Annotated in this window: 11 protein-coding genes and 1 other RNA gene; 4 read left to right on the forward strand and 8 right to left on the reverse strand. The window is 63.6% G+C overall.

The features are described from left to right. The first annotated feature begins 6 nt into the window (after window positions 1–6). Entirely contained in the window at window positions 7–777 is a 771-nt protein-coding gene (locus E8M79_RS17235; protein WP_171015909.1) for a GGDEF domain-containing protein, read from the forward strand. A gap of 62 nt (window positions 778–839) precedes the next feature. Here the strand turns inward: E8M79_RS17235 and E8M79_RS17240 are convergent, their stop codons facing one another. Both E8M79_RS17240 and E8M79_RS17245 read right to left on the reverse strand, forming a co-directional pair. Then, complete coding sequence (locus E8M79_RS17240; protein ID WP_137153075.1) at window positions 840–1586, reverse strand: YebC/PmpR family DNA-binding transcriptional regulator; 747 nt, start codon at window positions 1584–1586, stop codon at window positions 840–842. 90 nt (window positions 1587–1676) lie between these two features. Further along, complete coding sequence (locus E8M79_RS17245) at window positions 1677–2114, reverse strand: Lrp/AsnC family transcriptional regulator (protein ID WP_171015910.1); 438 nt, start codon at window positions 2112–2114, stop codon at window positions 1677–1679. A gap of 99 nt (window positions 2115–2213) precedes the next feature. Here E8M79_RS17245 and E8M79_RS17250 point away from each other — a divergent pair, with 99 nt between their 5' ends. Continuing rightward, the gene (locus tag E8M79_RS17250) at window positions 2214–2522 is read left to right on the forward strand and encodes a DUF1272 domain-containing protein (RefSeq protein WP_137153077.1); all 309 of its coding nucleotides are present in this window, start codon (window positions 2214–2216) and stop codon (window positions 2520–2522) included. A 52-nt stretch (window positions 2523–2574) separates the two neighbouring features. On the opposite strand, the gene E8M79_RS17255 is transcribed toward E8M79_RS17250, so the two are convergent. The 4 genes from E8M79_RS17255 to ssrS all read right to left on the reverse strand — a co-directional run bounded on the left by E8M79_RS17255 (window position 2575) and on the right by ssrS (window position 8324). Next, the gene (locus E8M79_RS17255) at window positions 2575–6324 is read right to left on the reverse strand and encodes a PAS domain S-box protein (RefSeq protein ID WP_171015911.1); all 3750 of its coding nucleotides are present in this window, start codon (window positions 6322–6324) and stop codon (window positions 2575–2577) included. Between the two features lie 415 nt (window positions 6325–6739). After that, the gene (locus E8M79_RS17260) at window positions 6740–7558 is read right to left on the reverse strand and encodes a TIGR00282 family metallophosphoesterase (protein WP_137153079.1); all 819 of its coding nucleotides are present in this window, start codon (window positions 7556–7558) and stop codon (window positions 6740–6742) included. Then, window positions 7555–8142, reverse strand: coding sequence for a 5-formyltetrahydrofolate cyclo-ligase (locus E8M79_RS17265; protein ID WP_137153080.1), 588 nt, complete (start codon window positions 8140–8142; stop codon window positions 7555–7557). Before E8M79_RS17265 ends, E8M79_RS17260 begins: the two co-directional genes overlap by 4 nt. Before the next feature lie 25 nt (window positions 8143–8167). Further along, window positions 8168–8324: non-coding RNA, 6S RNA (gene ssrS, locus E8M79_RS17270), on the reverse strand. Between the two features lie 104 nt (window positions 8325–8428). On the opposite strand from ssrS, the gene E8M79_RS17275 reads away from it, so the two are divergent. Next, a complete protein-coding gene (locus E8M79_RS17275; protein WP_137153081.1) occupies window positions 8429–10057 on the forward strand; it encodes a sodium:proton antiporter in 1629 nt (542 codons plus the stop codon). 4 nt (window positions 10058–10061) lie between these two features. Here the strand turns inward: E8M79_RS17275 and zapA are convergent, their stop codons facing one another. Both zapA and E8M79_RS17285 read right to left on the reverse strand, forming a co-directional pair. Then, the gene (gene zapA / locus E8M79_RS17280) at window positions 10062–10439 is read right to left on the reverse strand and encodes a cell division protein ZapA (protein WP_137153082.1); all 378 of its coding nucleotides are present in this window, start codon (window positions 10437–10439) and stop codon (window positions 10062–10064) included. A 3-nt stretch (window positions 10440–10442) separates the two neighbouring features. Beyond that, window positions 10443–10730 carry a DUF4164 family protein gene (locus tag E8M79_RS17285; protein ID WP_137153083.1) on the reverse strand — a complete coding sequence of 96 codons (288 nt, stop codon included), beginning with the start codon at window positions 10728–10730 and terminating at the stop codon, window positions 10443–10445. A 206-nt stretch (window positions 10731–10936) separates the two neighbouring features. On the opposite strand from E8M79_RS17285, the gene tkt reads away from it, so the two are divergent. After that, window positions 10937–12910, forward strand: a complete 1974-nt coding sequence (tkt, locus tag E8M79_RS17290; protein WP_137153084.1) for a transketolase — start codon at window positions 10937–10939, stop codon at window positions 12908–12910. The last annotated feature ends 39 nt before the right edge of the window (window positions 12911–12949 follow it).

Consider the following 12949-nt stretch of genomic DNA (forward strand, 5'->3'; position numbering starts at 1 on the left):
GCAATTATGAGTGATATCAAGACCATCCTTCCAGAGAAGGCATGGCTTCGGCTGTGGCGAATCTTCGGGCTTGTTAACGCAGCCTCCGTTGCCGTGTCCGTGATTGTCACCCACACCATCATGGAAGTGTTCTCGGCCGGCATCAACGTGCAGGGGCTCGCCGTAGCCATCGTGACGCCGCTGCTGCTGGGCGGCCCCATGCTCTTCGTGCTGCTGCTCAAGAATGAGCAATTGCGCCACGCCAATACCCAGCTCCGCCTGATGGCCAGCACCGACTGGCTGACCCAATGCCTCAATCGCGGCGCCTTCACTCATCGCGTCACCACTGCGCTGGCCAGCGCCGCCAAGGGAGGCGCGCTGCTGGTCCTCGACGCTGACGACTTCAAGAGCGTCAATGACCGCTTTGGACATGACTGCGGCGATGAGGCCCTGCGCCTGATGGCGGCCGCGATCCGAGCGGCTAGCCCCGCCGCTGCTCTGGTCGGTCGGCTGGGTGGCGAAGAGTTTGGCATTTTCCTGCCCGGCAGCGGATCAGCAGACGCTGCCGCTGTGACCTGGGACCTCCAGCAGTCGATCTCGGCCATCGACTTCCGCCCGCTCGGCCAGCCCTGCGCACTGTCGGTGTCGGTCGGCAGCGCCACCAGCGCCGAACGCGGCGATCTGGCCGGGCTCTACCGTCTCGCCGATCAGCGTCTCTATGCCGCCAAGGCCCGGACCAACAAGGTGTCCGCCGCCCCAGTGGCCACGCCTGAACCAACCACAGCCGCCGCGGCATAAAAAAGGGCGGCACCCGCGGCGCCGCCCAGCAAACTCTTTGACCAAACCAGTCCGTCGGGCGATCAGCCCTCGAGCTTGGCCATGTCCTCGTCGCTCATCTCGAAGTTCGAATAGACGTTCTGCACGTCATCGTCTTCTTCCAGCGTCGAGATCAGCTTCATCAGCGTCGCGCCCTTTTCCGCATCGATGGCGGTATTGGTCTGCGGCTTCCACACGGCCTTGACTGATTCGGCTTCGCCCAGCACCTTTTCCAGCGCTGCGGCCACATCCACCATCGCTTCAAAGCTGGTGGTGATATAGTGGCCTTCCTCGTCGCTCTCGACGTCATCGGCGCCAGCCTCAATGGCGGCTTCCATGACCTTGTCTTCCGAGCCGGCCTTGGCCGGGTAGGTGATCTCGCCCACCTTGTCGAACATGAAACCAACCGAATTGGTTTCACCCATCGCGCCGCCATTCTTGGAGAAATAGGAGCGGACGTTGGAGGCCGTGCGATTGCGGTTATCGGTCAGCGTTTCCACGATGATCGCCACGCCGCCCGGGCCATAGCCCTCGTAGCGGATCTCTTCGAAATTCTCGCCGTCCGAACCGATGGCCTTCTTGATGGCCCGGTCGATATTGTCCTTGGGCATGGACTGCGAACGCGCATTGACCACGGCCAGGCGCAGGCGCGAGTTGAAGGCCGGGTCCGGCATGCCCAGCTTGGCCGCCACGGTGATTTCACGGGCCAGCTTGGAGAAGACTTTCGAGCGCGCTGCGTCGCTCTTGCCCTTGCGGTGCATGATATTTTTGGCGTGTGAATGGCCTGCCATAGGTCACTGCCCTCGTGCTCTGGATGCGGTATTGGTGGCGCGTTATAGGCAAGGCTGCGCCGCTTGTGAAGCCGCAGCGACGCTGCACGCCTAAGGCTGCTGGCGCGCGAAGCGCTCCACCATCACCGGCAGGGTCACCACGCTCACCACGCCCTCGGTCGCCGCCACACGGTCGCGCACCGCCTGCAGGGCCGCCCCGTCGGCCGCCTCCACCAGCAGCACCATGTCGGTTTCCCCCGCCACCGAGTCGCAACGCACGATCTCGGCAATGCCCATCAGCTGCGGCGCCACCACCGCGCATTGCGCCCCCAGCGTCGTCACCAGCATATAGGCCCGCGCCCCGCGCAGGCTGGCGCCGCGCCGGATCGAATAGCCGGCAATCAGCCCATCGGCGACCAGCCGGGCAATGCGCTCCTGTACGCTCGACACCGAAAGGCCGACCGCTGCGCCGATCTGTTTGAGCGGCTGCCGGCTGTCTGCGCACAGCAGGTCCAGGATCGCGCTGTCGATGGCGTCAGGTTCGCGCATGGCTTCTCCGCCGGAAAACCACCGGTCCGTTCCGGATGATGTCAGGACATAGCCAGCGGCAATCCATGCGACAAGACGGTATACCCCACGGAGCCCGCCATGCTGGACCTCAGACCCAATTGCGAATGTTGCGACACCGACCTGCCGCCCGACGCCACCCATGCCCGCATCTGCAGCTATGAATGCACCTTCTGCGCCGACTGCGTCGACACCGTACTGCACAATGTCTGCCCCAATTGCGGTGGCGGCTTCCAGCCGCGCCCCATCCGTCCGCGCGGCGAATGGCGTCCGGGCGAGGGCCTGCGCCATCATCCTGCTTCAACCCAACGGCGCAGCCTGCGGTTCAGCCGCGACGCGGTCACAGCCTTCAGCCAAAGCCTGCGGCATCTGCCACCCGAACAGCGCTAGTCTGGGTGCAACAGGTTACTTCGGGCGCTGTCGCCGAGTGAGCACGCAGCATCTAGGGCGCAAGGCCCCCGCCGGCGGTCTTTATCCAGGCCGCAATCTGGCCTGCAGGCATGGGACGAGCAAAGGCAAAGCCCTGCAGAGCGTCACAGCCCAGGTCCCGCAATATGGATGCCTGTCCCATGGTTTCAACGCCTTCCGCGACGACCCCAATGCCCAGCGAAGCGCCGATGTCCACGATCGCAGCAATGAGCCGGCGCTGCTCTGGGGAATCGACGATCGGGCCGACCAGCTGGCGGTCGATCTTGAGGCGCCGCGGGCTGAGCTTGAGCAGGCTGACGATTGATGTATGGCCGGTTCCGAAATCATCAACGTCAATGGCAATGCCCATTTGGCGCAACGCATCGATGGTGGCGGCGACCTTGTCGTCGATCTCGTCGAGAAAAATCGACTCCAGGAACTCGAACGATATCGTTCCAGGCTTGATCCTCAGACCGCGCAGGCGGGGCAGCAGCTTCTCGTCATTGAGCCGTTGAAAGGTGACATTGACGGACACGGACGGCACATTGATGCCGAACGCATGCCAGGCCTCAAGGTCCTTGATGCTGCGGTCCAGGATCATGTGGTCAATCGTGCCGAGCATGTCGAGTCGCTCAGCGGCTTTGAGAAAGCAGGCGGGCCCCAGCAGACCGTCTGCGGGATGGTTCCAACGCGCCAATGCCTCAAGTCCGACTAACTGGAAGGTCTTTGCATCAACCAGCGGCTGGTAATGCGGCACGAATTCACCCTGCTCGATGCCACGCAGGATGTCGTCGGCAATACGTTTCTCGGAGGCAATCTCTTCCTGGAGATCAGCCGAGAAGAACTCATGCCGGTTCCGGCCCCTGCCCTTGGCCTGATACAGTGCGATATCGGCATTGATCAGCACGCGCTGGGCGTTGAATGCAGCGCCGGTCTCCACAGCAATGCCGATGCTGGCGCCAAGCCGGCAGACATGCCCCTGATAGGGCACGGGCTTGCGTATGACCTCTATGATCCGATTGGCCAGCGCCTGCAGACGCTCCGCCCGCGTTTCACTGGGACAGGCGATAACGAACTCGTCCCCGCCCACCCGCGCCGCAAACTGCTCCAGACCAATGTTGGCCCGCAACAGACCTGCCACGTGAACCAGCATGGCGTCGCCAGCGCTATGCCCCAGTGTGTCGTTGATCTGCTTGAAACCATCAAGGTCGATATGGAGCAAAGCCAGGCTCGCAGAGCCCGGCAGGGATTGCTGGGCGTGCCTTTCGAGCAGCTTGTCGAGGTAGCGCCGGTTTGGCAGGCCTGTCAGGGCATCGTGCAGAGACTGGTACTCGAGGCGAGCCTTGGCGCGCTCCAGCTCAACATTGCGAGTCTCTGCAAGATGCTTGGCCGCATGCAGGCTCTGGGTGAGCGCGGCCTCTTCCGTGACATCCCAGGCCAGGCCAATCAGCCTGAGCACCCCATGCTCGTCTTTGAACGTTGCACCGCGCGAGCGCATGGTCCGCAGCACACCGTCAGGGCGGTTCAGGCGGAACTCGAGCTCAAAACTCGTTTCGGCACGGGCCTGGTCGCGCACCTGTTGCGCCTTGAGCAGGTCGTCTGGATGAATGACCCGCACGAGGGCGCCAACATTCTCTGGCGCTTGCTCTCGCGAAAACCCGGCGATCTCGCAAAGCCGGTCGTCCCAAAGAACCGCATCATTGTCCAGGGTCACCTCAAAGACACCGAACCGGGAGGCATCCAGCGCGAGCTCCAGCCGACGCGAAAGATCGAGCACGCGTTGTTCGGCCAGCTTCCGCTCGGTGATGTCTGAATCCGTCCCGATGCGGCGGATCGGCGTGCCCTGTTCGTCCCACTCCACAGCAGCGCCGACGCTGTTGATCCAGACATAGTGTCCGGCCTTGTGGCGCTCCCGGTATTCGAACGAGTTATATTCCTGCCGATTGTCCTGCTGCCGCTCTATGGCGGTACGGATACGGGCACGGTCGTCCGGATGCACGCGCTCAAGCCAGGCGTCGTAGGAGAAGTCTATCTCCTCCTCTGGCGCATAGCCCCGCATCTGCTTCCAGACGCGCGACCCCCGCGTCTGTGGATTTTCAAGGCTCCATTCCCACACGCCCTGCCCAGCACTCTCCAGCGCATGGTTCCAGCGCATCTGGCTTTGCGCCAGTTCAGCCTTGGCGTTCTTGAGCGCGGTTATGTCCGTTGCCTCAGCCATCAGCTGCACGACCCGGCCAGCAGCATCCCGGATCGGGCCAATACCTTGATCCACGGTAAGGACAGCGCCATCGGCGCCACTGATGTCGATCTGGAATGTGACATACTCACCAGCAGCAGCGCGCTCGACTGCCTCACGGATACTGGCGCGGTCGCCCTCCGCTTGCCACCAGTCCCCATCCCAGAAATAGAGCTCGCCCACCTCATGAGGCCGCAGGCCAGCGAAATCGTAGCTAACAGGATTTGCGTCGATGATCCGGCCATCAGGTTCGAGCAGCGTGATGAAACGCCGCGTATTCTCGAACATGGCGCGGAACTTTGCCTCGCTTTGCCGCAGGGCCATCTCGCTGGCCTTGCTGGCGGTCACATCGGTCATCACCACCTGGCAGTAGCGACTGTCCTCCACCTCGATGACACTGGCCTCCACTTGCACCTGCACAAGGCTACCGTCAGCACGCACCACGTTTGAGTCATATCGGCTGGCCGAGCCCGTTGCGCTGACGCCGATTTCAGCCAGAACGACCTGCAGGATGCACTCCCCTGGTACGGCCTCCCAACTCCAGAGCGTTGTACCCACGACGTCAGATGCCTCGACCCCCAGCATCGCGGCAAATGCGCGGTTGGCCTGGACAATCATCCCGTTACCCAGTGCGACCAACACGATACCGTGGTGCGATGCTTCAACCGCTATGCGCCGCAGCTTGGTCTCGGCCTGAAGCGCTCTGTCCACCCTTTTGCGCTCGGTTATGTCCCGGATGGTGCCGTAGGCGAAGCGGCGTCCGCCCGCTTCGAAGAACGAGTAGCTGACCTCCACCTCGACATGGCCGCCATCTTGGCGCTTGAGCAGCGCCTGAAGAAGCAGAGGTTCCCGGCTTGGCGTTGGCCCACTCTCTTGCAGCAGAAGTCGGCTGACCTCCTCACTTCCGCGTTGGGCGTCCCATTCCCACGGATGTCGACCCACGACGTCCTTGACCTCGCGCTGCAGCATTCCCGCAAAGGCCGAGTTGGTCTGCACCACTCTGAGCGTCTCGATATCGACAATGGTCACACCGTCCCGCGAGGACTCAATGGCCAGCTCGACGCGGCGCGACAGCTGCAGCCGCTCCATCTCGGCCTGCTTGCGCCCGGTTATGTCGGTGTCGGTGCCGATGACCCGGGTCGGCGTGCCGTCGGGCGCCCAGGCGATAGCCGCACCCAGGCTCTGGATCCAGATATAGTGTCCGTCCCTGTGACGTTCCCGATACTCAAAGACATTGACCTTGACCGCCGGGGAGTTTTGCCTGCGCATTTCGACCATGACCTGCGCGCGATCATCGGGGTGAACGCGCTCCATCCAGGCACTGAAAGCGCTGTCAACCACCTCTTCCGGTTGGTATCCGCGTATCTGCTTCCACATGCGGGAGTAGTGCACGCAATCTGCCTTGACGTCGCAGTCCCAGACGCCCTGGCCGGTGATCTCAAACGCAAAGGACCAGTGACCACCATCGGCCGGCTCGGCCGAAACTCCTGACAATGCGCTAGAGTCGAGAGCCCGTATTGCATTGGCCCGTCGGACGATATTCTGCACCGAAAACCCTATACCTTGCATGAATCGCTGGTGCACTGGGGAGCGTTGAACGCCTCATCGTCCTGCCATGCGCATTTCTGCAATCCAAAGAACCATCCATTGAAAGGAGGGCGAACTCGTTAACAGTCTGCAAGGGCATTGCGCATGCCGGATAGGCTTTGCGTCTTTTGGACACTCGCGCCAAACCCACCAAGACAGGGGCCGGTAGGACAGCTCTCAGCGACCATTGCAGACGCCCCTGGCGACTATCGCGCACCAAGCAGACGCGACGGGATTGGACACCACGGTGCCGCAGGTGCGCTTGCCATCGACGGACAGGCCGCGACGCAGGCCAATGGGCGCATTTGCCTTTCATCGGGGGGATTGTTGCCGACATGCCGGCGCAACGACGTCGCTACACCGCTCGCCTGCAGCGCTAGTCGAAGATCGGTTCGGCCTGCGACAGGCTGCCGCCCAGCCTCAATGGCAACACACGCTTGGTCAATCCCGTGCGCGGATCGGTCTCGATGGCCACACCACACAGGGTTGCCTCGCCCTCTGCCGGCGTGAACCGCCCGCTCGGAATCCCGGTCAGGAAGCGGTTGAGCGGCTCGTCTGTATCGGTGCCGATAATCGAGTCGAAATCCCCGCACATGCCGGCATCGGCCATCAGCGCCGTGCCGCCGCGCAGCACGCGGTGGTCGGACGTGGGAATATGGGTATGGGTGCCCACCACCAGGCTCACCTTGCCATCGAGAAAATGTCCCATGGCCTGGATTTCCGAAGTCGCCTCGGTGTGGAAGTCCACCACGATGGCATCGGCCTGCTCGCCCAGCGGACAGGCCGCCACCGCCGCTTCAACGGCGCGGAACGGATCGTCGATCGGCGGCATGAACACCCGCCCCTGCGCATTGATCACCAGCACGCGGTGGCCATTGCGCCCCTCGATGAACATGGCGCCGCGCCCCGGCGTTCCCGGCGGCATGTTGATGGGCCGGATCAGAGTGGTCTCGCGCTCGATGAAGCTGATGGTCTCGCGCTGGTCGAACGCATGGTCGCCCAGTGTCACCACATCAGCGCCCGCATTGCGGATCGCGTTGAAATGCGGCTCGGTCAGCCCCTTGCCATGGCTGGCGTTCTCGCCATTGACGATGACAAAATCAAAGCCATAGCGCGCAATGATCCCTGGCAGTCGATCATTGACCGCGTCGCGGCCGGCCCGGCCCATCACGTCGCCCAAGAACAGCAGTTTCATGCGCTGGCGCCGAAGTGACGCACACCGGCTTCGGTGATGATGGCGTCGAGCGGCACGTCATGCGGCTCGCGCGGAATATGGTCCAGTTCCTGGGCGGCAAAGGCCAGCCCGATCAGCCGCGGCGTCTTGTGCATGGCGGCCAGTGTCCTGTCGTAATAGCCGCCGCCATAGCCCAGGCGCGTCCCGTGTTTGTCAAATCCCAGCAGTGGCATCAGCACCACATCGGGCTCGCGGCGCGGCGCTAGCTCGGAGGGCGCCAGCGTACCGAAGCCGGCTTCATAGAGCGAGGCGCCCTGCTCCCAGACCCGAAGGTCCAGCGGCTGGTCGGGCCCCATCACCACCGGCAGCACCACCGTGCGATTGCTGTCCATCAGGCCGATCAGGATAGCCTGGCAATCGAGCTCATCGCGAATGCGCCAATAAGCGGCCACCACATCGGTGGGCGCCAGGGTCAGACGATCGAAGAAGTGGCGAGTGACGCGCTTGGCGGACTCTGCCCGTTCTTCGGCCGACAGCGCCGCACGATTGGCATGAGCGGTGGTCCGCAGCGCAGCTTTGGCCTTTTCGATTGTCTCGTCCACCATGCGCCGCGCTGCAAACCGCCTTGAATTAGGAGCCACCCTGGCCGTGGGATAAGCGATCCCGGAACCTACTTTACGTAGGTGGGCGCCGTATGTCCGAACCCACGGGTCCGGCCAGGGACAGCTCCCTGAGAATCGTTAAGGCCCCGGGGATATTGGTATCCTCACGCACCGGGCAGCGCACCAGATATAGTGCGTCCATGCCGCGCTGCATAGGGCATCGCCAAACACATCGCTTGTTTTTGGTCGCGCCGCTCACCACTGTCAGCCCATCTGCGCGGAGCCACCCATGCTTGCCCATATCCTCGTCGTCATCATCGTCGCCATCGTCATCACCGGGCTGGCTGAGCGTCGCAATGTGCAGCCGGCGCTTCTCGTGGCCATCATTGGCCTGGTCGCCTCTTTCGTTCCCGGCATTCCGCGGCTCGAACTGGCGCCCGAGGTCATCCTGGGCGTCTTTCTGCCGCCCATGCTGTTCTCGGCCGCCAGCGACTTCTCTTTCGCCAGCTTCGCCAAGCGCCTGGGCTCCATCGTCAATCTAGGGGTCTTCATGGTCTTTGCCAGCGCGGCCCTGGTGGGTCTGGTCGCGGCCATCCTGGTGCCCGGCCTGGGGCCGGCATCGGCTATCGTCCTGGGCGCCGTTCTGGCGCCGCCCGATGCTGTTGCCGCCATTGCCATTGGCCGTCAGGCCGGCCTGCCAGCGGCGGTGATGACCGTGCTCAAGGGGGAAAGCCTTATCAATGATGCCGCCGCGCTGACCCTGTTCACCGTCGCCGTGGCGTCCGTCGCCGGCACGCACGCCTTCATTGCCAATACCCCGCTCTATTTCCTCTATGCCGCCGTCGTTGGGATCATCATCGGCGTGGTCATCGGCCAGTTGGCGCAACTGGGCCGCCGCAAGCTCGCCAACCCTTCGCTGGCCACCGCCGTTTCGGTGATCGTCCCCTTCGCCGCCTATCTGGCGGCCGAAGAAGTCCATGCCTCCGGCGTGCTGGCTGTGGTTGCCGCAGGCTTTGCCCTTGGCCATCTCGCCGCCGAATCCGGCTATGCCGAGCGCATTCAGGAACGCAATTTCTGGCGCACCATCGATACCCTGCTCGAAACCTTCGTCTTCGCCTATATCGGCCTGCAACTGCGCTTCGTCATCACCGACGCCTCAGCCGCCGGCTATGACATCGGCGAATTGCTGGTCGCCGCCGGCGCCATTTTTGTGGCGGCCACGCTGGTCCGCTTTGCCTGGGTCTTTGGCACGGCCCTGTTTGGCCGCTGGCGCCACAACGCCATCGCCCGCCGCTTTGCACAGTCTGATGCCGCACGCGCCCGGCGCAATCGGCCCCTGCCCCCGCCACCTCTGGCCTGGAAGGAAAACCTCGTCGTCGCCTGGACCGGCATGCGCGGCGTCGTCACCCTGGCTGCCGCCGCCGGTATTCCCGCCGTCACCGTCACCGGTGAAGATTTCCCCGGCCGCAATGCCATTCTGGCCATTGCCTTCTTCGTCACCATCGCCACCCTCGTCGTTCAGGGCCTGAGCCTGCCCTGGCTGATCAGGTCTCTCAAACTGGAGGATGCACGGGACCGGGAGTTCATCGCAGCCCAGCAGGAGCTGGCGCGCCAGCTCAGCGACGAGGCCGACCGGCAAACCCTTGAGGCTTACCTCGCCACAGAGCTTGATCCCGAAGTCCGCCGCGTCACCGAGTTCATGGCCAAGCGCCTGGCTGCGCGGCGCGTCCAGACCGAACAGGAATTCGATCCCTCAACCTCCATAGCCCTGGGCGCCATGCTGCTCGAAGGCCGGCGCACCCGCCTGCTGGCCGCCCGCGATTCCCGCGAACTCGACGACACCGTGGTGCGCGATACGCTCGAGCGCATGGATATCGAACAGGCCTTCATGCAGACCCTGTCGACCCAGGCGCGCTGAACGCTCAGTTCTGCGGAATGGGGGCGGTATCGTCCAGGGTTTCCGCCACGCCTTCGATCAGCCGCGCGGCGTCTGACAGCCGGGCGGCAAAGCTGGCCTCCAGCGCCTCGATCTCGGCGGCCACTTCCTGTCCGGCACGGGTCAGCACCAGCACCTCGGTCTCGAGCGCCTTGATACGCCGCTCGGCCTCGGCCAGCTCGTCCACCACGGCAATGCCGGCCATCACCGTCAGCCGGTTGTCGCCGATTTCGCCCACAGCGCCCTTGAGCTGCTCGACATGGTCGTTGAACCGCTCGGCCAGCCCGATCAGACGCTTCTGCTGGCCCTCTTCGCAGGCCATGCGATATTTGCGGCCATTGATCTCGACATTGACTTCGGGCATCGCCTACTCCGCCTTGGCCAGCACGGCCCGCACGGTTTCCATGGCCTCGACCAGGCGGCGGGACACATCATGCGCGCTGTCGTCGAGCCGCTTGGCCCGCGCCGCCGTCTTGTCCAGCTCAGTGGCCAGGCGCCCGCGTTCATGCACCAGCCTTTGCACATCCACCTCGATGCGCTCGCGCTGGCGGATCCGGTTGCTCAGCCCCGTCACCGATTGTTCGAGCCGCGCGATAGCGCGATCAAACCGCGTTTGTGCTGCGGTCAATCCATCTTGAAGTTCCGTGTCACTCATTGCTGCTACGGTCCTCAACACGCGGCGATTCCGGCCCGCACAGCCTGCCTTAGCACCACGCGCAATGCAACCGCCCTCGCATCGCTGGCCCCGGCACTGTCATTGACAGTCAATCCGAACCTGTTATGCCTCGAAGCCGCCTTTGGGAGGAGGCTTACGGCGCCTCTTCTCCCCAGATTTTCAGCCCTGAAGAAAGCGCACGCCCGATGACGAACACAGCCCAGCAGAACGATTTGGCCAACGCGATCCGCTCCCTGTCCATGGACGCGGTCGAAAAGGCCAACTCCGGCCACCCGGGCCTGCCCATGGGCTGCGCCGATATCGCCACGGTCCTGTTCACCAAGGTGATGAAGTTCGATCCCGCCGACAGCAAGTGGCCCGATCGTGACCGCTTCGTCCTCTCGGCCGGCCACGGTTCGATGCTGCTCTATTCCAGCCTCTATCTGCTCGGCTACAAGGACATGACCATCGATCAGGTCAAGAACTTCCGCCAGCTCGGCGCCATCACCGCCGGCCATCCCGAGTACGGTCACGCGGAAGGCATTGAAACCACCACCGGCCCGCTCGGTCAGGGCGTTGGCAATGCTGTGGGCATGGCCATTGCCGAAGCCAAGCTTGCCGCCGAATTCGGCGATGAGCTGGTCGACCACCACACCTGGTGCCTGGCCGGCGACGGCTGCCTGATGGAAGGCATCTCCCAGGAAGCCATTGCGCTGGCTGGCCATCTCAAGCTCAACAAGCTCACCCTGATCTGGGACAACAACTCCATCACCATCGATGGCGCTGTCTCAAACTCCGACAGCACCGACCAGATCGCCCGCTTCAAGGCTTCGGGCTGGAACACCATCGAGATCGATGGCCACGATCAGGACGCTATCGAAAAGGCCCTGCTGGCCTCCAAGGCCTCCGACAAGCCCACGCTGATTGCTGCCAAGACCACGATCGGCTTCGGTGCCCCCAAGAAGGCCGGCACTGAAAAGGTGCATGGCGCTCCGCTCGGCGCCGAGGAACTGGCCGGCGCTAAGGCTGCGCTGGGCATCACCTACCCCGCTTTTGAGGTTCCGGCCGCCACGCTTGAAGCCTGGCGCGCTGCCGGCACGCGTAGCCAGAACATTCGTGGCCAGTGGGAGTCCCGCCTGGCCGCTTCGGCAGAAAAGGCCGAGTTCACCCGCCGCATGTCAGGCGCCCTGCCGGCCGACTTTGCCGCAACCATGGATGCGTTCCGCAAGAAGCTGACCGAAGACAAGCCCAAGGTTGCCAGCCGCAAGGCCAGCCAGATGGCACTCGAAATCATCACCAAGGCGGTGCCAGAGGCGCTGGCCGGCTCGGCCGACCTGACCCATTCCAACCTCACCAACACGCCTGACACCGTGCCGTTCACGGCAAACTACCGCTCGGGCCGCTACATGATGTACGGCATCCGCGAACACGGCATGGCAGCCACCATGAACGGCATTGCCCTGCATGGCGGCCTCATCCCCTACGGCGGCACCTTCATGGTCTTTACCGACTATGCCCGCCCCTCCATTCGCCTTTCGGCCCTGATGGAACAGCGCGTCGTCTATGTCATGACCCATGACTCCATTGGCCTGGGCGAAGACGGCCCGACCCACCAGCCGGTGGAACACCTGTCGGCCCTGCGCGCCATTCCCAACCTGCTGGTCTTCCGCCCGGCCGACGCGGTGGAAACCGCCGAATGCTGGCAGATCGCCATGGAAACCGCCAACCGCCCTTCGATCCTGGCCCTCTCGCGCCAGAACCTGCCCACCGTACGCACCGAATACACGGCCGAAAACAAGTCGGCCAAGGGCGCCTACACCCTGGCGGGTGACAAGGATGCCCAGGCGGTGATTTTCGCCACCGGCTCGGAAGTTGCCATCGCCATCGAAGGCATGAAGGCGCTGCAGGAGCAGGGCATCACGGCCCGCGTGGTCTCGGTTCCCTCCATGGAACTCTTCGCCCAGCAGTCCGACGCCTATAAGGCCGAGGTGCTCGGTTCGGCCAAGGCGCGCGTCGCCGTCGAGGCCGGTATCGAGATGAGCTGGAACAAGCTGCTGGGCGACAAGGGTCGCTTTGTGGGCATGCACAGCTTCGGCGCCTCCGGCCCGATTGATGCGCTTTATGCCCACTTTGGCATTACGTCCAAAGCCATTGTTGAAGCCGTCACCGCACAGTTGTAAGAGAGCCCAGCCTCCCTTCTCCTAACCCCTCCCAAGGAG

It is taken from the genome of Devosia sp. FKR38 (assembly GCF_005222805.1).
In the GTDB taxonomy this organism is placed as follows: Bacteria; Pseudomonadota; Alphaproteobacteria; order Rhizobiales; family Devosiaceae; genus Devosia.